Source organism: Mesorhizobium sp. KR1-2, assembly GCF_040045035.1.
Lineage (GTDB): Bacteria > Pseudomonadota > Alphaproteobacteria > Rhizobiales > Rhizobiaceae > Pseudaminobacter.
The window spans coordinates 114,078-133,616 of record NZ_JBDZDS010000012.1 but is presented as its reverse complement, the minus strand read 5'-3'; the positions used below and the strand labels follow the sequence as shown (position 1 = coordinate 133,616).

The window sequence follows — 19,539 nt, the reverse complement described above, 5'->3', positions numbered from 1 at the left end:
CAAGACCCGTTACAGCGCGAAACGCAACGTGATCGACCTGAAAAGCTTAGAAAAATCGTTTCCTTAACGATATTTAATCTGGTTGACCTGGAACGTGACGCCGCAGCTCACCGTCTCAGAGATTGCGCAGGACCGGCGCGGCCTTGTGGCCCAGCACGTGCCAGGTGCCCAGCAGCCCGATACCGACGGTGACCGCAAGCGCGATTAGCAGAGTGGCGACGGCGACCTCCGGCTGGAACGTCGACGGCAGTTTCATGATTCGTGCGACGACAAACCACGCCGCGACGCCGCCCGCAGCGAGCGCGAAAATGGCGGTGGCAAGCCCGATCAGCATGTATTCGAGCGAGAAGGCGGCAATCAGCGTGCGGCGCGTGGCGCCTAGGGTCTTGAGCACGACCGCGTCGTGGATGCGAGCGCGGTTGCCTGCGGCGAGCGCCCCTGCCAGCACCAGCACCGAGGCGATCAGCGCCACGCTGGCCGCCACCCGGATCGCCATGCCGAGCTGGCCGACGAGGTGATTCACCACCTCCAGCGCGTCCTTCACCCGCACGCTGGTGACCGCCGGGAAGGCCTTCGTGACGGAATTGAGGATGCGCGCCTCTTCGCTGACGGGCGCGTCCGGGGTCGAAAGCGTCGCCAGCCAGGAATGCGGCGCACCGGCGAAGGTGTTGGGCGAAAAGACCATCACGAAGTTGATGCCCATCGATTCCCATTTCACCTCGCGGAAATTGGCGACCCTGGCCGTGACATTGCGGCCGAGCACGTTCACCGTTACCGTATCGCCGAGCTTGAGGCCGAGTTCGCCGGCCTCCTGTGCCGCAAAGGACACGAGCGGCTCGCCCTGGTAGTCTTGCGGCCACCAGGTGCCGGCCGACAGGGTCGAGTTTTCGGGAAGGTTTTTCGCATAGGTCAGGCCGCGGTCGCCGCGCAGAACCCAGGCGCCGGCCGGCGGCACCTGCACTTTCTGCACATCGACCCCGTTCAGCGCCATGACACGGCCGCGCAGCATCGGCACCCGCACGAGCTTTCCGTCGGGTGCCTCCTTGCCGATCAACGCGGCGAAGGCATCGACGTCGTTGGGCTGGATATCGACGAAGAAGAAGTTGGGCGCATGCGCCGGCAGGCTGCCGGCGATCTGTCGGCGCAGGTCGCCATCGATCAGCGCCAGCGTCACCAGCAAGGTCAGGCCGAGCCCGAGCGACAGCACCACCGACGGCGTGAGCGCGCCGGGGCGATGAATGTTGCCGACCGCCAGCCGAAGCGCGGTCGAGCGCACGCGAGGGCTCTTTCGGGCGATCCACTGCACGGCCATGCCGACGCCACGCAGCACCACGAAGGCGAACACCATCGCGCCCACGAAGGTCGCGGCAATGCGGCGATCGCCGGAAAACCAGATCGCCAATCCGGCCAGCAGCAAGGCAAGCGCCAATGCCGCCGCCACATAGGGCAGGCGCGGCAAGCCGCCGCTGCCAAAACCCATTTCGCGGAAAAGCGCCGTTGCCGGCACGCCGCGCGCATGGCCCAGCGGCAGCAGCGCGAAGGCGAGTGTGACCAGGAAGCCGAACAGCGCCGCGATCGCGAGTGCGCCGGGATATATGCCTCCCTGGGCCGGCACCGGAATGATGGCCGACAGCGCCGCATTTGCCGCCAGAGGCATCAACGCACCGATGACCAGACCGACGGCAACGCCGATGGCCGCGATGATCAGGATCTGCACCAGATAGACGGTGAAGACGAACCCGCCGGATCCGCCCAGGCTCTTGAAGGTGGCGATGACCCCGCGCTTGCCGTCGAGATAGGCTCGAACGGCATTGGCCACGCCCACGCCGCCGACAACCAGCGCGGTGAGCCCCACCAGCGTCAGGAACTGCGAAAAGCGCTCGATATTGGCCGAAAGCGCCGGGGCCGCGTTGGTGCGCGTGCGGATGTTCCAGCCGGCCTGCGGGAATTTTTCGCCCGCCTGCTCGCGGATATCCGCGATCCGGGCCTCGCCGCTGCCCGCCGGCAGGCGCAGCTTGTAGGCGTATTCGACCAGGCTGCCCGGCTGCACGAGGCCGGAGGCGTGCATCCCTTCTATCGACACCATCAGCCGCGGTGCAAAGCCAAAACCTTCCGAGATCGCGTCCGGCTCGGTGGCGATCTTGGCGCGCAGCTGAAACGTGGCGGTTCCAAGCTGGATGCGGTCGCCCAGCTTGAGACCCAGGCGCTCGAACAGGAGGTCGGATGCCGCGGCACCGAATGCCCCATCCTTCTCGGCAAACATTTCTTCTCGGGGCAGCTGCGGATCGGTCTTCAGTGCGCCGAACAGCGGATAGGCGGCATCCACTGCCTTCACCTCGACCAGAGATTGGTCCGAACCGTTCTCCAGCCGCGCCATGGAACGCATGTTGATGCTTTCCGAAACCGTGCCCAGCCCGCGCAGGAAGGCCGCCTCGTCCACGCTCGCCTCGCGCTGGTTGAGCTGGAAACGCATGTCGCCGCCCAGCAGCGCCTGGCCCTGGTTCGCCACGCCGGCAGTGATCGAGCGCGCGACCGAATTGACGCCGCCGATGGCCGCCACGCCGAGCGTGATGCAGGTGAGAAAGATCAGGAAGCCGGAGAGCCCGCCCCGCATCTCGCGAAGCGAAAAGCGGATGGCCAGCCGAAGGGTCTGGGAAAGCGGCATTGGCAGGCGCCTCACGCCGAAACGACGGCGAGCGACGGCTCGGCGGCCTCGATACGCCCCGAGCGCATGGCCACCTGGCGCGTGCAGCGTGCGGCGAGTGCCGGATCATGCGTGACCAGCACCAGCGTCATGCCGCGCTCCTCCGCCTTGGCGAACAGCAGATCGGCGATCTGCCGGCCCGTCGCCTGGTCCAGGTTGCCGGTGGGTTCGTCGGCGATCAGGATGCGCGGCTCGGGCGCCAGCGCGCGGGCGATGGCCACGCGCTGCTGCTCGCCGCCCGACAATTCGCCAGGGTAATGGGTGACGCGGTCTGCGAGCCCGACCGCGGCAAGCTCGCGCTCAGCTACGGCAAAGGCGTCGCGCCGGCCTGCCAGCTCCAGCGGCACGGCCACGTTCTCCAGCGCCGTCATGTTGGGGATGAGATGAAAGGACTGGAAGACGATGCCGACATTGCGGCCCCGAAACGCAGCGACCTGGTCCTCGCTCTTGCCGTTCAAGAGCTCGCCGGCAATTCGTACCGTTCCCGAATCGACCCCTTCAAGTCCGGCCAGAACCATCAGCAGCGTCGACTTGCCCGAGCCGGACGGGCCGACGATGCCCGTCGCTTCGCCGGCCGCTACCGTCAGGCTGACACCCTTCAGCACATGTACGGCGGAGGCGCCGTGGCCCAGTGTCAAGGATACGTCTTTCAAGTCGATGACGGCTTCTGTCACGGCGTTACGATCCTATATGAGAGCAAAGGGGCAGAAGTTTTCGTCATATGGGATTTGCAACATGGCATTCAAACATCTGATTTCTGCACTTTTCATCGCATTCTTCTCGCTTCTGACGCTCGTACCGGCCAATGCCGATCCCTTCCGCATCGTCGGCTTCGGCGACAGCCTGATGGCGGGATTCGGCCTGGACGCGGGCCAAAGCTTCCCCGAAAAGCTGGAGGCGGCGCTACGCAAGGACGGTCACGATGTCGTGATCTCCAACGCCGGCGTTTCGGGCGACACGACCAGCGGCGGACTGTCGCGGCTCGACTGGTCGGTTCCGGACGGCACGCAGCTGGTCATCCTCGAGCTTGGCGCCAACGACATGCTGCGCGGCGTTTCGCCGGAAATCGCCGAGAAGAACCTCGATGCCATGATCGCCAAGCTGAAGGCGCGAAACATCTCCGTACTGCTTGCCGGCATGCGCGCCGCGCCCAATCTCGGTGCCGACTATGCCACGGCTTTCGACGCGATCTATCAGAAACTCGCAGAGAAGTACGGCGTCCCCCTCTACCCCTTCTTCCTGGACGGGGTGGCCACCGACCACAGCGCCATGCTCGAGGACGGCATGCACCCCAATGCCGCCGGTGTCGACCGCATGGTCGAGCGCATGCTGCCCATCGTGGAGCAGGCCATGGCCGCGCGGCCGAAGGGGGCATGAGGCCGCTGCTCGCCGGTACTTGAACAAGTGTGACAAACAAACAGCTTGCCCCCACCGGGGATAGATGATTCGCTATGCACAAGAGTTCGATTCGGGGAGGCTGAGATGCCGCGATTGTTCACCGCCCTCGAAATCCCGCGTGACGCAGCGCTTTCCCTCTCACTGCTACGCGGAGGCCTTCCGGGCGCCCGCTGGATCGACGTCGAAAACTATCACCTGACGCTCCGCTTTTTCGGCGATATCGAGGGCCATGTAGCCGACGAGATCGCCAATGCGCTCGACCGGCTGCGGCGCCCAGCCTTCCATCTCAAGCTGTCCGGCGTCGGCGCCTTCGGCTCGAAGAAGCCGCATGCGGTCTGGGCCGGCGTCTCGCCTTCGCCAGACCTGCAGGGACTTCAGGCCGAGATCGAGCGCACCTGCCAGCGCCTCGGTGTCCCGGCCGACCCCCGCAAGTTCATGCCGCATGTCACGCTGGCCCGCCTGCGCAACTCCAGCCCGCTGGACGTCGCAGGCTACTTGTCGGCCCGCGGCAACTTCTCGGCCGAACCCTTCAAGGTCGGCCGTTTCGTGCTGATGTCGTCGCGCGATTCGGTCGGCGGCGGACCTTACGTCGTCGAGGAAGCCTGGCCACTTTCGGGCGCGTCCTCGCGTGCCAACAGCTTGTCGGCCAGCGCCTCAGACGCGCTGCGGATCATGCGGTAGACTTCCAGGAAACCGTCAGGACCGCCGTAATAGGGGTCGGGAATATCAGCCGTCCGACCCTCCGCAAAGTCGAGGAAAAGGTGGATGCGGTGCCGTGCCTCCTCGGGCGCAATGTGCAGCAGGTCGTCCACATTGGCGCGATCCATGCCGAGGATCAGGTCGAAGCGGCGAAAGTCGTCGGCCGACACTTGGCGCGCCCGCAGCCAGGAAATGTCGAGGCCGTGACGCTCGGCAACGGCGATCGAACGCGGATCGGGCGCCGAGCCGAGATGCCAGCCACCCGTTCCGGCCGAATCGAGCAGAAACGCTTCTCCCGCCCCCTGTTCGGCAAGAACGGCGGCGAAAATTCCTTCCGCAAGCGGCGAACGGCAGATGTTGCCGAGGCAGACGAACAGGATGGACGTTTTGGACTTTGCGGTCATGATCCGAACGCTATGATCGACTTCCATTCAGGCCGGATAGCACGGAAACGCCGATGATCAGACAGAAACTTGACCGCAGCGCGGTGGAAACGGCCCTGTCCGGGCTCGACGGCTGGGAGCTCGACCGCGATGGGACCGCGATCTCGAAGCGGTTCGTCTTTGCCGATTTCAGCGCGGCCTTCGCCTTCATGACCCGCACCGCGCTCGCCGCCGAGGTCCTCGACCATCATCCGGAGTGGTCGAATGTCTACAAGACGGTCGACGTCACCCTCACCACGCATGCCACCGGCGGTCTCAGTCGCCTCGACTTCGAGCTTGCCGGCAGGATGGATGGGTTCGCCCGCGCCTGATCCCACGCCCTTGCACTCGGCGGCCCATTTTCCCACATGTCGCCGGACAGGAGAGACCTAATGACCCGGGCCGGGAATTTCGAGAGTTGCGATTTTGCCAGCGACGAGAAGGACGTGCGCGACAAGTTCTGGCGGACAGCCAGGAAAGCGGCGCGCCACATTCCCTTCATGGAAGACGTCGTGGCCGCCTATTACTGCGCGCTCGACAAGCAGACGCCGTTGCGCGCCAAGGGAATCCTGCTTGCCGCACTGGCCTATTTCGTGCTGCCCGTCGACGCCATCCCCGACATGATCTTCGGCATCGGATTCACCGACGATATTGCCGTGCTGACGGCGGCGATCGCTGCCGTGCGCAGCAACATCACGCCGGCCCACCGGCTTGCCGCGAGGGAAGCTCTGGCGCGGCTCGACTGAGCGCCGGCATCGATAAGCGCCGCAGTCGAGGCCGGCTTCCGCCCAGCCCTTCTGTCCGCTGACATGAACGTTGCAGGCTGAAACGAACAGTCAAATTCTTGCCGCTTTCGTGATCTTCAACCTGTTGCAGGGACGGTGCTTCCCCCTATTCGGGGGGCGTGCGAACGGCGGCGATACCATGGCGAAAATGAACCATTTTCAGATACATTCACGCTTTGGTAACCCAGATTAAATCAAATTGAACAACCTCGGGCAGCGCGAATCTGCCCGCTCTCGCATACTGCAAAGAACAGGGAACCAAAAAACAATGCGCCCATTCATTGCTCTCGCTTCGAGCCTGTTTCTGGTTGCCAGCGCCGCCCCCTCGCTTGCCCAGTCGGCCACTAAGATTGGCCAGCACAATGCATGGGGCACCTACAGCTATCAGGCCAACACCGGCAAGGTTTGCTACGTGCTGACGGTTCCCACCGACAAGCAGCCGGCCACGCTCGACCACGGCGACATCTTCTTCTTCGTCAGCCAGCGGCCGGGGCAGTCGGTTTCCTACGAGCCGCAGTTCATCGCCTCCTACGACCTGCAGGCCAATTCGAAGGTGACGGTGACCGTCGGCGACAAGAACTTCACCATGTTCACGCGCGGCAAGTCGGCCTGGGTGGAAAATGCCGCCGAGGAGCCGCTGCTGATCGCCGCCATGAAGAACGGCGCCGACATGAAGATTTCGGCAAAGTCCGGCCGCGGCAACCCCACCAGCTACACCTTCTCGCTGAAGGGCATTTCGGCAGCGCTGCAGTCGATCGCAGCCTGCAAGTAAGTTTGCCTTCCCTGCTTCTTCGAAAGGCCGGATCCTCGATCCGGCTTTTTTGTTTCATGAGGGCTAGAAGGCTCCGGAAGGGCACGCACCTTGGAATCGTCGACCGCCAGCCCCATCTCACAGGCCGTGACGCGGGCGCCAACTCGTGCTATGTGCGCGCATCCGGACCGCTGGAAGCGGCCGCCTCAACCCTGAAATTCCGGTACCATGGCTTTTTCGCTCGATCTCACCGCCGACAGCACCCGCAACGCATTGCGCCCCGGCGCCGCGCCGGAGAAGCCCTCGCTGATCGGCCTGACTCGCGCCGAGATGGCCGAGGCGCTGGTTGCCGCCGGCATCGTTCCGGAGCGCCAGGCCAAGATGCGCGTGCAGCAGCTCTGGCACTGGCTCTATGTGCGCGGCGTGTCCGACTTCGCGCACATGTTCAACATCTCGAAGGACCTGCGCTCGGCGCTCGCCGAACACTTCTCCATCGGGCGCCCCGAGATCGTCGAGGAACAGATCTCCAACGACGGTACGCGCAAGTGGCTGTTCCGCTTCCCGCCGCGCGGCGCCGGCCGCCCCGTCGAGATCGAGACCGTCTACATTCCCGAGGAAGGCCGCGGCACGCTGTGCATCTCCAGCCAGGTCGGCTGCACGCTGACCTGCTCCTTCTGCCACACCGGCACGCAGAAGCTGGTGCGCAACCTCACCTCCGAGGAAATCCTTGCGCAGCTTCTCTGCGCCCGCGACCGGCTGGGCGATTTCCCAGACCGCGACACGCCCGCCGGCGCCATCGTGCCGTCGGAAGGCCGCAAAGTGTCCAACATCGTCATGATGGGCATGGGCGAGCCGCTCTACAATTTCGATGCCGTGAAGAAGGCGCTGCTGATCGCCTCCGACGGCGACGGGCTGGCGCTGTCGAAGCGCCGCATCACGCTGTCCACCTCGGGCGTCGTACCGGAAATCTACCGCACCGGCGAGGAGATCGGCGTCATGCTGGCGATCTCGCTGCATGCTACCAATGACGACCTGCGCGACCTGCTGGTGCCGATCAACAAGAAGTTCCCGCTCAAGGAACTGATGGAAGCCTGCCGCAAGTATCCCGGCCTCTCCAACGCCCGCCGCATCACCTTCGAATATGTGATGCTGAAGGACGTCAACGACAGTCTCGAAGACGCCAAGGCGCTGGTGAAACTATTGAAGGGCATTCCGGCCAAGATCAACCTGATCCCCTTCAACCCCTGGCCCGGCAGCAACTACCAGTGCTCGGACTGGGAGCAGATCGAGAAATTCGCCGACTTCATCAATGCGGCCGGCTATGCCTCGCCGATCCGCACCCCGCGCGGCCGCGACATCCTCGCCGCCTGCGGCCAGCTGAAGTCGGAATCGGAACGCCTGAAGAAGTCCGAACGCCTGGCGCTCGAAGCCATGATGATCGCGGGGCACGGCGAGGCGTGAACGGCGTTCTCGCCATCATCTTCCGGCTGGCGGTCGTTCTCCTCGGCTATATCGGCGCCTCGCTTGCCTCGAGCGCCTTCATCAACATCCTGGCGCTCGGCGCGCTCGGGGCGGAGCCCGGCGACCCCATCGCCACTGCCTCGCTGGTGTTCATGATCCCCTTCATGGCGCTGTTCATGGCCTATTTCGCCTTTTTCCCGGCGCTGCTGGTCATCTTTTTCACCGAATACCTCGGCAAGCGCGATTGGCTCACCCATGCGCTCGGCGGCGGTGGCGTTGCGCTGGTCGTGATTGGTTTCGCGTTCGGCGGCGCCGATGTCTGGCGCGAGGGGCCCGGCGAGGGGTTCGAGCCCTATTGGCTGTCACTCGACGACCCGCGCATGGCGCTGCTGCTCGTCGGCGCGGGGCTGATCGGCGGCATTGCCTACTGGCTGATCGCCGGCCGGTCCGCCGGAAACTGGCGGCAGAATGCCGATCTGCCGCCTAGCGCACCTGCGCCGTAAGCATCTTCAACGCGAAGGCCGAGAACACGCCGGCAAACAGATAGTCGACCGCGCGCGTCACCCGCGGGCTCTTCTTGAGCAGGTCGGCGAACTTGTCTGCGGCGACCACCATGGGCACGGCGAGCGGCAGCGACAGCAGGATGAACAGCATTCCGAGGAAGAACAGCTTGCCCGGCGCATGCGGATCATGCGTGGAGACGAACTGCGGCAGGAACGTCATGAAGAACAGGATGATCTTCGGGTTGAGCAGGTTGATGCCCAGCCCGGTCGCCCAGTTTTGGAACAGCGAGCGCGGCGCGCGCCTGACCGTCTCCGGCGAGAAGGCCGAGCCGTTCCGGATCGCCTGACAGGCAAGCCAGACGAGATAGCCGGCGCCTCCGATCTTGAGGACCATGAATGCCTGCGGCGCGGCCACGATCAAGGCCGACAGGCCGAGCGACACCAGCGTCGTGTGGATGACGATGCCGGTGAAGGCACCGAACATGCAGGCGAAGCCGGCGCTGCGGCCCTCCGAAAGCGCGCGCCCGACAAACAAGGTCATGTCCGGGCCCGGTGTGATAGCGATGAGGTAGGTGGCGACGGCGAATTGCAGGAGGATGGCGGTTTCGGGAATGAAGGACATTTGCGCGGGCCCGGCTGAAATCGCGGCAGGTTAAATCGAATCCGCTGTCCTGCGCCAGCGGAAACCGGATCGCACAAAGCTTGCCCGCATCGCCGTTCCTGCTAAAAGTGCCGCCGGAAAGCGTGGTGCCGCAGGGGCGGCTGCGCGGCAACGGAACCGGATCGACAATGTCCAAGTGGAAAGACGTCAAAAAGGTCGTGCTCGCCTATTCCGGCGGCCTCGACACCTCCATCATCCTGAAGTGGCTGCAGACTGAGCTCGGCGCCGAGGTGGTGACCTTCACCGCCGATCTCGGCCAGGGCGAGGAACTCGAGCCGGCCCGCAAGAAGGCCGAAATGCTCGGCATCAAGGAGATCTTCATCGAGGACGTGCGCGAGGAGTTCGTGCGCGACTTCGTTTTCCCGATGTTCCGCGCCAACGCCGTCTATGAAGGCGTTTACCTGCTCGGCACCTCGATCGCCCGCCCGCTGATCTCCAAGCACCTCGTCGAGATCGCCGAGAAGACCGGCGCCGACGCCATCGCCCATGGCGCCACGGGCAAGGGCAACGACCAGGTCCGCTTCGAGCTGTCGGCCTATGCGCTGAACCCCGACATCAAGATCATCGCGCCGTGGCGCGACTGGGCGTTCAAGAGCCGCACCGACCTGCTCGACTTCGCGGAAAAGCACCAGATCCCGGTCGCCAAGGACAAGAAGGGCGAGGCGCCCTTCTCCGTCGACGCCAACCTGCTGCACTCCTCCTCCGAGGGCAAGGTGCTGGAAGACCCGGCCCAGGAAGCGCCGGAATACGTCCACATGCGCACCATTTCGCCGGAAGCCGCGCCCGACCAGGCGACCGTCATCAAGATCGGCTTCGAGAAGGGCGACGCCATGTCGATCAACGGCGTGCGCATGAGCCCGGCAACGCTTCTGGCCAAGCTCAACGACTACGGCCGCGACAACGGCATCGGCCGTCTCGACCTGGTGGAAAACCGTTTTGTCGGCATGAAGAGCCGCGGCGTCTACGAGACCCCCGGCGGCACGATCCTGCTGGCCGCGCACCGCGCCATCGAGTCCATCACGCTCGACCGCGGTGCCGCGCACCTCAAGGACGAGCTGATGCCGCGCTACGCCGAGCTCATCTATTACGGCTTCTGGTTCTCGCCGGAGCGCGAGATGCTGCAGGCGGCGATCGACCTCAGCCAGAAGAACGTCGAGGGCGAGGTGACGCTGAAGCTGTACAAGGGCAACGTCATGGTCATTGGCCGCGAGAGCGCGAAGTCGCTCTACTCCGACAAGCTGGTCACCTTCGAGGACGACCAGGGCGCCTACGACCAGAAGGACGCCGCCGGCTTCATCAAGCTCAACGCGTTGCGCCTGCGCACTCTGGCCGCGCGCAACCGCCGCTAGACCCGACGAAAACGGCCCAAAGAAAAACCCGGCGCAAAACGCCGGGTTTTTTGTTGGCCGCCGGAGCATGATCCCGGGCTTGCCGGGAGCATGCGCGGCAAAACCGGTCGATCAGTTGGCGATCTGGCGGGCGAAGGTCGACAGCGCCTGCTGGTAGATCGTGGCGCGGTTCCATTCGTTCCAGACGTGGTAGTTGGCCTCGCCGGGGCCGTAGCCGCCGCCGGCCTTCCAGCCGTGGCCCTTGAGGAAGTTCGCGGTGGAAGCGAGCACGTCGCCCCTCGAATGGATCAGGTCGCGGTGGCCGTCGCCGTCGAAGTCGACCGCGTACTGCAGATATTTGGAAGGCAGAAACTGGGTCTGGCCAAGCTCGCCGAAGCCCGCGCCCTTCATCTGGCTGGCGGAAATGTAGCCCTTCTGGGCAATTTCCAGCGCGGCGTCGAGTTCATTGGTGAAATAGGCCGAGCGGCGGCAGTCATAGGCAAGGGTCGCCAGCGGCTGGAACACGCTCTTGTTGCCGGAATTGGCGCCGAAGCCGGTCTCCATGCCCCAGATGGCCAGCAGGACCTCCGGCTGCACGCCGTACTGCTGCTCGATCTTCGCGAACAGGCCGGCATTGGCCTTCCACAGAGACTTGGCCTTCTTGACGTAGGAGGCCGGCGCGCGGCGCGCCATGAACTGGTCGAGCGTGCCCTTGAAGGCGCCCTTCTGGTTGCGGTCGATCCTGATGACGCCGGTGTCGTACTGCACGCCCGCGAGCGGCGAGGTGTCGATGCCCCGCGCCTTGGCTTCCACCTTGTAGCCCTCCAGCCAGGCGGCGAAGCCGCTGCTGTCGTTGCCGCACTGCGCCGCGTGCGCACTGCCGGCGGTCAGACCGAGCATGGCGACGGCGGCAGCCGCAAAAATATTTCCTTTGGCAATAAGTGCCATGCTGTTCTCCTCGTTGCCTAAATCGTAACGCTTGTTGCCAGCCGAACGCTTGGCGCACCATGGTTAAGATGTAGTTTACATTCGTGTATTCGGTGCGGGGGCCAAATTCCCTACGATCAAGGGCATAATGTGGCAAGTCGGGTTTTTACCCCCTGCCACAAGCCATGCGAGGCCACGGGTTCTCTCTGCCGCGCCCGATTTTCACCGTCTGGCCATTGAACCTGGGAAGACGGGCGGTCGTCGGACACGCTCATCTAAGCATTTTCTGCGGCCCTTCGACCGCCCGTTCGATGCTCTTGCCCCCGCTCCGGCCCTCCGCTAGGGCTCCGGGCGTTCGTCATTCGAAAAGCCAAATCGTTGGCTTTTCGTCCGCTTCGCGGACCATTCCTCACCCTCCACATTCGCGTGGCCAGCCGCCGCCAAGGCCCGGGCTTGGGGGCTCATCACCCAATGACGCCACCGTAGCGCCACCAGCCCGGACATCGCCTGCCTCCACGTCCATCCGGTTCATGACCCGTGTTCCCGTGAGGCCGATGCCACAGATTATGGAGTGGGCTGGAGGTGCGGGGAAAAACGGGACTCCAGTTTTCTTTAGGGGCTTGTGATTTCAATGGCTTGGTGCGGGCCACTCTCGGAATTCATCCACGCAGAACGACAGGCCATTTCTGTACCGCAGCGGCAGTTTCGGCGGAGCCGCATGGATCCCCGGAACCTTCGCACTTCGCTATCGCTCGTGCTCCGGCCCGAGGATGACGGAGTTAGGGGGACGCTCGCTGCTAGTCGCCAGCGCCGCGAAATCCCAGAAACCCCGCTTCGCTATCGCTCGCGCTCGGGGCGCGAGGATGACGACGGGATGGACGCCTGCGCGGACTTCGCGAGCGTTGAGGCGTTGCCGGATACCTTCAATCTCGACTTGTTGGCTGCTGCGGTCGACGTCGAAGGTTTGTCGGATGCTTTCAATCCGTCGTCCTCGGGCCGAAGCACGAGCGCAGCGAGATGCGGAGGTTCCGGGGACCCAGGCCTCGGACTCGCAACCGGCAGTCCAACGCAGGTTCGGCGTCAGCAAACTCTCCCGGGGAAGTCAGTCCAGCTTTGATACGCTACTTTTCCAGCGCATTCCGGCAAAACGAGCAACGCAACCGACAGCCGGAACCATCCCAGTCGACGGCAGTCCCCAAATGCACAGAACCCGGGCCGTTCTTGAAGGCTCGTCATACGGTGTATAGGATGCCGCCATCATGACCCAGACCACACCCGCCCAGAGCCGCCGCGAGCGCCAAAAGGCTTTGCTGCGTGCCGAGCTGCTCGAGGCCGCGCACGAGCTGGTGAAGGAGGAGGGCTATGAGGGCCTGACCATCCGCAAGCTGGCCCAGCGCGTCGGCTATGCGCCGATGTCGGTCTATTCCTATTTCGCCGACAAGCACGCCATCCTGCTGGCGCTGGCCGAGGATGCCTTCGAGACGCTGGCGCGGCGCATGGAGCAGGATGTGCCCGCCGAACCGCTGGCGGCCTTGCGCAAGATCATGGAGGAATATGCGGTTTTCGCGCTTGAGAACCCCAACGAATACCGCACCGTCTTCATGACCTTCATGACCCGCGACCCTGAGGAACTCGGCGGGCGGAACGCGACCGAGATGGAAGAGCTCGAGAGCAGGAACCCGGCGTTGCGCATCCTGCTGAAACGTGTGCAGGCCTGCATCGACGCCGGCATCTTCAAGGGCGATGCCCATGCCATCTCCACCCTTTTGTGGAGCTGCAGTCACGGCGCCATTTCCCTCCAGATCACCCGTCCCTCCTACCCGTTCGGCGAGCCCGGAAAATTTCTCAGGACGGCGATGAAAGTGACACTGGCCGGACTGATGGCACAGGACGTCGAGGCGCTGGTGCCACCTGAAGAGCGTCGCTAGCCGCCTTTTCCTCGAACAGTTCTCATAGAGCGCTCGCCATCTCGCTCTAGCCACGCACAATGGCTTTGGCCCGCCCGCGTTTCGTCCGGCGGGCGCGTGTGCACGCGCCACCGCACTTCCTCGCAAGGCCCCCTTCCAGTTCAACAAATCGTGAGCGGTGACAATTTCGTACGCGTACGAATTTTACTTGCGGAAGCGCAGCGTGCTTCGTATATGTACGACGCATTATACATGTACGAGCTCATGGAGATTGATCATGAGAAAGACCCTCATCGGCCTCGCTGCCCTTCTCGCCCTGTCGGGAACCGCCCTTGCCGGCGATTTGGCCAACTCGCACTATCCGAAGTCCCCGCGCGACGAAGCCGCGGCTCCAACGTTGGATCATTCCACGACCCGTTCGATCAAGAGCTATGCCGCTGACAAGCAAAGCACGCCAGCGCCGGCACCGGTGTCCTCGCGCCAGATCTATGGCGACAGCGCCGACGGCGTCATCCTACCGGTGGGCAACACGCGCTAAACCTCCTCCCAGGACAAGCGCAAGCAAATGGGCGGCGGAGTTTTGGCTCCGCCGCCCGTGTCGTATCTGGCCCCGAACTTGCCGATCGGGATCGGCTTCTGCGAGGCTCAAGCGACCAGGTCGGCGGACTTGTCGAAGAATGTTTCGATGATGTGGCGGACGCGGTTGCCCGCCACCGGGGGACTGAACAGGAAGCCCTGAAGCTCGCCGCACTGCTCCTTCTGCAGCGCGTGGAGCTGTTCCACGGTCTCCACCCCTTCGGCGGTGGTGTCGATGCCGAGACTGGCGCCAAGCCCGATGATGGCGCGCACGATGGCCAGCGATTCCGGGCTGGCGTCGATCTCGCGGATGAAGGAACGGTCAATCTTGAGCCGGCTGAACTGGAATTGCCGCAGATAGCTCATGCTCGAATAGCCGGTGCCGAAGTCGTCCAGCGCGATGCGCGCGCCGAGGCCGCGGATGCGGCGCAGCGTAGCCAGGTTGGCCTCCGTGTCGGCGAGCAGGACGGATTCGGTGACCTCGATCTCCAGCCGCGTGGGCTGCAGCCGCGAGAGCGACAGCGCCTCGCCGATGGTGGCGACCAGCTCGCCGCGGCGGAACTGCACCGGCGAGACGTTGACGGCCACCACGAGCTGCTCCGGCCAGCCGGCCGCGTGGCGGCAGGCCTCGCGGAGCACCCAGCGGCCGAGCGCGTCGATCATGCCGGCTTCCTCGGCCAGCGGAATGAAGACGCCGGGCGAAACCATGCCGCGCTTGGGGCTGTTCCAGCGCAAGAGCGCCTCGAAACCGCGCAGTTGGCCGGTCTTGACCGCGAAGATCGGCTGGAAGTGCAGCTCGAACTCCTTGTCGATGTCGGCGCCGCGCAGCTCCATCTCCAGCGCGCGCCGCTCGCGCACCTGGCTGTCCATCTCCGGTTCGAAGAAGCGGAACGAGCCCTTGGCCCCGTTCTTGGCCCGGTAGAGGGCAAGGTCGGCGCATTTGAGCAGGCTGTCGGTATCGGCCGTGTCCTGCGGCGAGAGCGCTGCGCCCACGCTGGCGGTGACCGAGACCTCCGCGCCCTCGAGGGTGCGGATGGCGGCGATGTCGTCCAGCAGCCGCGCGGCCAGCGAGCCGACCACTGCACGCGAGGAGGCCCCCGGCAGAAGCACGGCGAACTCGTCGCCGCCGAGGCGGGCGACGAGATCGGAGCGGCGCAGCTGCTTCTGCAAGCGCGCCGCAACCTCGACCAGCAGCGCATCGCCAGCGGCGTGGCCGAGCGTGTCGTTGACGATCTTGAAGTCGTCGAGGTCGATGAGCAGCACGGCGAAGGCCGTGCCCTGGGCGGCGGCGCGGGCCAGCTCGCGCGTGAACAAGGTGCGGTTGGCGACGCCGGTCAGCGGATCGTGCAGGGCCAGGAAGGTGACATGCTCCTCGGCGCGCTTGCGCTCGGTGACGTCGACTATGGTCGACAGCGTGGCGGGCGCATTGTCCACGACGATGCCGCGCGCATATTCGACCACGTCGAGCAGGCGGCCGTCGGCGGTCACGTGGCGGCAGCTCGTCTCGCCGGCCGGCTGCTGCTCGGCGTCGTCCGCATCGGCCCAGAGGCCGGCCAGACCCTGGGCGAAAAACGCCTCGCGGTCATAGCCATAAAGGCGCAGCGCCGCGTCGTTGACGTTGAGAAACGTCGCGCCGCTTTCGTCGCGCACATACATGGGCACCGGGTTCTCGTCGAACAGCGAGCGGAACAGCGTTTCGCGCGCCTTCAGCTCGCCGACATCGGTGAGCGTGACGGCGAGTATGTCGTCGGCGATTGCCACGCCGACCTGCAGCGAGACCTGCTGGCCGTCGAGCATATATTCGAGCCCGAAGCTGGTGGCGCGACGGTGCTCCGCCGCCTCGCGGAAGCGCGCGAAGGCATCCGACAGGCCGGGGCCGGCAAGCGCCTCCGACAGCAGCGTGAACTGCAGCAGGTCGGCGCGCGAGCCGAGATGGCTGGCGGCCGCCTCGTTGATGCTGAGGATGGAGAAGTCGCGCACAGCCCCGTCGCGCATGATGGCGCTGAGCGCGATGATGCCTTCGCGCGTGGCGTTGATGAGCAGGCGGGCGAGGTTGAGCTGGCTGCGGCGCGGCCGCAGGAAGAGCAGGAAATAGTCGCCGCGCCAGCGGCAGGCGAGCGGCAGCGCCAGCGTCTCGACGGTGGAGACCATGCCGTCGACCAGCGCGCGGCACAGCACCAGGCGCGGGCTGGCAGCCTCGTGGGCGGCCGTCAGGGCTTCGCCGACGGCAAGCGCGTAGGAGGCGGCGAGGTCCGTGGTCGCGCGGCCGACGCAGGCGTCGCCAATGATCGCCTCGAAGCGCGGGCCGGCGCGCAGGATGACGGGCTCGCCGCCCTCCATGCGCCGCACCACGGCCATCTCGTCGGCGAAACGGCCGACGCTGCCCAGCGCCATCTCCTCATATTGCGGCAGCGCATTCGCGGCCGGCCGGGCGGACTGCCAACGGCGCAGGATGAGCCGCACGTCGTCGAACTCGGTGTCGATGTGGAGCGGGTCGCGCTCGACGGCTTCGCCCTCCACGGCCGGGTCGGCGCCCCGGATCTGGCGGTCGGCATGCGGCAGGCGCTGGCTCATCGACATGGGTACTCCAGGCAATCAGCTCCGAAGAGGCCGCGTGCAGGCGCGCCGCCTCGATGGACGTCGGAAAGTCGCCGTGACGGCGAAAGTCGGTGGCTGGGGTTTGCATTCCGGGCTGGCCGGCAAGGCGACGCGGCATCATGCCTCCGCGCCGTTTCTTTTCGCGCGTGCTGCCTGAGCGGGACCCTATGCGGGCCCGCTTACCATTCGATTAAGTGAAGCGTCACACTTCAGTCATATTGCTCGCGCCTTCGAGCGCAGCGCGATCATCGGCGACAACAAGCGTCGCGCATCGTGCTATGCCGCGTCCATTCCGTCGGCAATCATGCCGGCCCATCCGCATGTGAGGGAACCCGCCGCCGATGATCATTCGTCCCCGTCCCGGATTGCTGAAACTGTTCTTCGTCATGCGCGGCTCGATCGTGCCGCGCATCACGCCGCACATCATCGGCTTCGGGCTTTATGCCACGGCCGTGGTGGCGGCGATCAAGGCGCTGGGGCTGGACTTCGGCAATTACGGCTTGGCGCCGTTCGGCCTGCTCGGCGTGACGCTGTCGCTCTATCTCGGCTTCCGCAACAACGCCGCCTACGACCGCTGGTGGGAGGCGCGCAAGCTATGGGGTCAGCTGGTCTTCGAGATCCGCAACCTGTCGCGCGCCACGCTGGCGCTGGTGCCAACCGAGAGCGGACAGGCGCGGTCGCTGCTGATGGAGGCGCTGGCCTTCTGCCATCTCCTGCGCGGCCAGCTGCGCAAGGTCGACGCCGCGCCCGAGGCGCGCGCCCTTATCGGCTCGGAGGCGGACGGCCTTCGCGACGTCGCCAACAAGCCCGACGCGATGGTGCGGCGCATGGGCCGACGCCTCGGCGCGCTCAAGGCCGCCGGCAAGATCGACGCGATGGACTTCCGCATCCTGGACGAGCGCCTGGCGTCGATCACCGCGCTGCAGGCGGGCTGCGAGCGCATCGCCGGCACGCCCCTGCCCTTCGCCTACACGCTGCTGCTGCAGCGCTCGGCGCATATCTTCTGCCTGCTGCTGCCTTTCGGGCTGGCGTTTTCGGCCGGCTGGGGCACCCCGCTGTTCACGGCTCTGATCGCCTATTCCTTCTTCGGCCTCGACGCGCTGTCGGAAGAGCTGGAAGACCCGTTCGGCACCGAGGCCAACGATCTGGCGCTGGATGGGCTCTGCCGCGTCTGCGAAATCTCGGTGTTCGAGGCGCTGGGCGAAACGCCGCCTCAGCCGATCGCACCCGAGCGGTTCTACTATTCGTGAGGCCTTCCCTCCCGGGGACAGCCGCGCGCGCCGGTTTCAGCAATGTGACGTCGAACCCTCGATATTCCCGCGGCCAACCATAGCTAAGGTGGTCAGGGAGGCCGCCAGGCCCGAGGGAGTTGCCCATGATGTCCGCAGACCTGCGCACGTCGTGCAGCCGGAGAGGCTCGTCCAGCTACGGGTGGGTCGGGCGATGAAGATTCGATCGAAGGACTTTTGCGTCAAGGAAGGCAAAAAAGTCGATCTCGGCGAATGGCCGACGCGAACGGAGCCGGCCTACAAATCCAAGCAGGATTACCAGGACCTGCTGGCGAAGCACGTGGCGGAGCTCAGCGAGCAGCAGCAGTTGCTCTACGCCTCCAATCAGCACGCGGTCCTGCTCATTTTCCAGGCGATGGACGCTGCGGGCAAGGACGGCGCCATCAAGCATGTCATGTCGGGGGTCAATCCCCAGGGCTGCCAGGTGTTCAGCTTCAAGCATCCCAGTGCGGCGGAGCTCGAGCACGACTTTCTCTGGCGGACGACCCGTGACCTGCCGGAGCGCGGGCGGATCGGCATCTTCAACCGGTCCTACTACGAGGAGGTCCTGATCGTCCGCGTTCATCCCGAACTCCTGCTCGAGGAAAGGCTTCCGAACAGGACAATCCATGACGGGAACGGCATCTGGAAAAGCCGCTATCGTTCCATCGTGGGCCTGGAACGGCACCTGCACGACAACGGAACCCGTATCGTGAAGTTCTTTCTCCATCTTTCGAAGGAAGAACAGCGCACACGCTTCCTGGCGCGCATCGACGAGCCCGAGAAGAACTGGAAGTTCAGCATGGCGGACGTCCAGGAGAGGCAATTCTGGAACAGCTACATGAAGGCCTATGAAGAGTGCCTCAGCACAACGAGCACGCGCGAGGCTCCGTGGTACGTCGTCCCGGCGGACGACAAGGAGAATGCGCGGCTGATCGTGTCCCGGATCATCCTGGACACTTTCGCCGAGCTCAAGATGAGCTATCCCAAGGCGAGCCCGGAGCGCCGACGGGAGCTGGAGGAGATCCGCAAGCAGCTCGCAAACCCGGAATGAGGCAGCCGGCTTGGCGTGGTGACAGTCCGGCGTCCGTTGCGTGTCCCCAGAAACGAAAACGGCGGGCCGAGGCCCGCCGTCCGCATTCCGGCCGAAGCCGAAAAGATTACTCGGCCGAGGTTTCCTGGGCAGCGGCCAGCGCAGCAGCAGCGGCTTCCTGCGCCTGCTTGATGGCAGCGGCGCGTTCCTGCGCCTTCTTGCCCGGCTCGCCCTTGCTCGGGTTGTTGCGGGCTTCGCGCTTGGTCAGGCCAGCGGCGTCGAGGAAGCGGGCAACGCGGTCGGTCGGCTGGGCGCCGTGGCCGAGCCAATGCTTGACGCGGTCCTCATCGATCTTCACGCGGTCGCCGTCCTTGGGCAGCATCGGGTTCCAGGCGCCAACCGTCTCGATGAAACGGCCGTCGCGCGGCGAACGCACGTCGGCGATGACGATGTGGTAGTAGGGGCGCTTCTTGGAGCCCGCGCGGGCCAGACGAATCTTCAGTGACATTTTCTTCTCC

At 65.1% G+C, this 19,539-nt stretch carries 19 protein-coding genes; 12 read left to right on the top strand and 7 right to left on the bottom strand.

The genetic code is table 11. The annotated features are described in order from the left end of the window. Window positions 1–115: 115 nt before the first annotated feature. Together ABLE85_RS21370 and ABLE85_RS21365 are read right to left on the bottom strand one after the other, a co-directional pair. Complete coding sequence (locus tag ABLE85_RS21370; RefSeq protein ID WP_348794729.1) at window positions 116–2,665, bottom strand: ABC transporter permease; 2,550 nt, start codon at window positions 2,663–2,665, stop codon at window positions 116–118. A gap of 11 nt (window positions 2,666–2,676) precedes the next feature. Further along, window positions 2,677–3,378 (bottom strand): ABC transporter ATP-binding protein, encoded by a 702-nt coding sequence (locus ABLE85_RS21365; protein WP_348794728.1) that lies wholly within the window; start codon window positions 3,376–3,378, stop codon window positions 2,677–2,679. Window positions 3,379–3,439: 61 nt separating this feature from the next. Between ABLE85_RS21365 and ABLE85_RS21360 the strand changes: the two genes are divergently transcribed. Both ABLE85_RS21360 and thpR read left to right on the top strand, forming a co-directional pair. Further along, window positions 3,440–4,081, top strand: a complete 642-nt coding sequence (locus tag ABLE85_RS21360) for an arylesterase (RefSeq protein ID WP_348794727.1) — start codon at window positions 3,440–3,442, stop codon at window positions 4,079–4,081. A gap of 105 nt (window positions 4,082–4,186) precedes the next feature. Further along, the gene (gene thpR, locus ABLE85_RS21355; protein ID WP_348794726.1) at window positions 4,187–4,783 is read left to right on the top strand and encodes an RNA 2',3'-cyclic phosphodiesterase; all 597 of its coding nucleotides are present in this window, start codon (window positions 4,187–4,189) and stop codon (window positions 4,781–4,783) included. Here the strand turns inward: thpR and ABLE85_RS21350 are convergent. Next, the gene (locus ABLE85_RS21350; RefSeq protein ID WP_348794725.1) at window positions 4,687–5,205 is read right to left on the bottom strand and encodes a low molecular weight protein-tyrosine-phosphatase; all 519 of its coding nucleotides are present in this window, start codon (window positions 5,203–5,205) and stop codon (window positions 4,687–4,689) included. The two genes, thpR and ABLE85_RS21350, sit on opposite strands and share 97 nt — an antisense overlap. A 53-nt stretch (window positions 5,206–5,258) precedes the next feature. Here ABLE85_RS21350 and ABLE85_RS21345 point away from each other — a divergent pair, with 53 nt between their 5' ends. The 5 genes from ABLE85_RS21345 to ABLE85_RS21325 all read left to right on the top strand — a co-directional run bounded on the left by ABLE85_RS21345 (window position 5,259) and on the right by ABLE85_RS21325 (window position 8,723). Continuing rightward, window positions 5,259–5,555 carry a 4a-hydroxytetrahydrobiopterin dehydratase gene (locus tag ABLE85_RS21345; RefSeq protein ID WP_348794724.1) on the top strand — a complete coding sequence of 99 codons (297 nt, stop codon included), beginning with the start codon at window positions 5,259–5,261 and terminating at the stop codon, window positions 5,553–5,555. A gap of 60 nt (window positions 5,556–5,615) precedes the next feature. After that, window positions 5,616–5,969, top strand: coding sequence for a YkvA family protein (locus ABLE85_RS21340; RefSeq protein WP_348794723.1), 354 nt, complete (start codon window positions 5,616–5,618; stop codon window positions 5,967–5,969). A 307-nt stretch (window positions 5,970–6,276) separates the two neighbouring features. After that, the gene (locus ABLE85_RS21335) at window positions 6,277–6,780 is read left to right on the top strand and encodes an invasion associated locus B family protein (RefSeq protein WP_348794722.1); all 504 of its coding nucleotides are present in this window, start codon (window positions 6,277–6,279) and stop codon (window positions 6,778–6,780) included. 207 nt (window positions 6,781–6,987) lie between these two features. Beyond that, window positions 6,988–8,220, top strand: coding sequence for a 23S rRNA (adenine(2503)-C(2))-methyltransferase RlmN (rlmN, locus tag ABLE85_RS21330; protein ID WP_348794721.1), 1,233 nt, complete (start codon window positions 6,988–6,990; stop codon window positions 8,218–8,220). After that, window positions 8,217–8,723 (top strand): hypothetical protein, encoded by a 507-nt coding sequence (locus ABLE85_RS21325; RefSeq protein WP_348794720.1) that lies wholly within the window; start codon window positions 8,217–8,219, stop codon window positions 8,721–8,723. Before rlmN ends, ABLE85_RS21325 begins: the two co-directional genes overlap by 4 nt. Here ABLE85_RS21325 and ABLE85_RS21320 read toward each other — a convergent pair. Continuing rightward, a complete protein-coding gene (locus ABLE85_RS21320; protein ID WP_348794719.1) occupies window positions 8,704–9,345 on the bottom strand; it encodes a LysE family translocator in 642 nt (213 codons plus the stop codon). The two genes, ABLE85_RS21325 and ABLE85_RS21320, sit on opposite strands and share 20 nt — an antisense overlap. A gap of 167 nt (window positions 9,346–9,512) precedes the next feature. Here ABLE85_RS21320 and ABLE85_RS21315 point away from each other — a divergent pair, with 167 nt between their 5' ends. Then, window positions 9,513–10,733, top strand: coding sequence for an argininosuccinate synthase (locus ABLE85_RS21315; RefSeq protein WP_348794809.1), 1,221 nt, complete (start codon window positions 9,513–9,515; stop codon window positions 10,731–10,733). A 111-nt stretch (window positions 10,734–10,844) separates the two neighbouring features. Here the strand turns inward: ABLE85_RS21315 and ABLE85_RS21310 are convergent, their stop codons facing one another. Continuing rightward, window positions 10,845–11,660: a lytic murein transglycosylase gene (locus ABLE85_RS21310; protein ID WP_348794718.1), complete on the bottom strand. Its 816-nt coding sequence runs from the start codon at window positions 11,658–11,660 to the stop codon at window positions 10,845–10,847. Window positions 11,661–12,898: 1,238 nt separating this feature from the next. Here ABLE85_RS21310 and ABLE85_RS21305 point away from each other — a divergent pair. Together ABLE85_RS21305 and ABLE85_RS21300 are read left to right on the top strand one after the other, a co-directional pair. After that, the gene (locus ABLE85_RS21305) at window positions 12,899–13,567 is read left to right on the top strand and encodes a TetR/AcrR family transcriptional regulator (RefSeq protein ID WP_348794717.1); all 669 of its coding nucleotides are present in this window, start codon (window positions 12,899–12,901) and stop codon (window positions 13,565–13,567) included. A 256-nt stretch (window positions 13,568–13,823) separates the two neighbouring features. Beyond that, window positions 13,824–14,084, top strand: coding sequence for a hypothetical protein (locus ABLE85_RS21300; protein ID WP_348794716.1), 261 nt, complete (start codon window positions 13,824–13,826; stop codon window positions 14,082–14,084). Between the two features lie 107 nt (window positions 14,085–14,191). On the opposite strand, the gene ABLE85_RS21295 is transcribed toward ABLE85_RS21300, so the two are convergent. Then, window positions 14,192–16,702 (bottom strand): EAL domain-containing protein, encoded by a 2,511-nt coding sequence (locus ABLE85_RS21295; RefSeq protein ID WP_348794715.1) that lies wholly within the window; start codon window positions 16,700–16,702, stop codon window positions 14,192–14,194. Window positions 16,703–17,061: 359 nt separating this feature from the next. Here ABLE85_RS21295 and ABLE85_RS21290 point away from each other — a divergent pair, with 359 nt between their 5' ends. Beyond that, window positions 17,062–17,970 (top strand): bestrophin family ion channel, encoded by a 909-nt coding sequence (locus ABLE85_RS21290; protein ID WP_348794714.1) that lies wholly within the window; start codon window positions 17,062–17,064, stop codon window positions 17,968–17,970. Between the two features lie 193 nt (window positions 17,971–18,163). Then, window positions 18,164–19,042 carry an ADP-polyphosphate phosphotransferase gene (locus tag ABLE85_RS21285; RefSeq protein WP_348794713.1) on the top strand — a complete coding sequence of 293 codons (879 nt, stop codon included), beginning with the start codon at window positions 18,164–18,166 and terminating at the stop codon, window positions 19,040–19,042. Window positions 19,043–19,148: 106 nt separating this feature from the next. Here ABLE85_RS21285 and rpsP read toward each other — a convergent pair whose 3' ends face one another. Next, window positions 19,149–19,529: a 30S ribosomal protein S16 gene (gene rpsP, locus ABLE85_RS21280; RefSeq protein WP_348794712.1), complete on the bottom strand. Its 381-nt coding sequence runs from the start codon at window positions 19,527–19,529 to the stop codon at window positions 19,149–19,151. Between the last annotated feature and the right edge of the window lie 10 nt (window positions 19,530–19,539).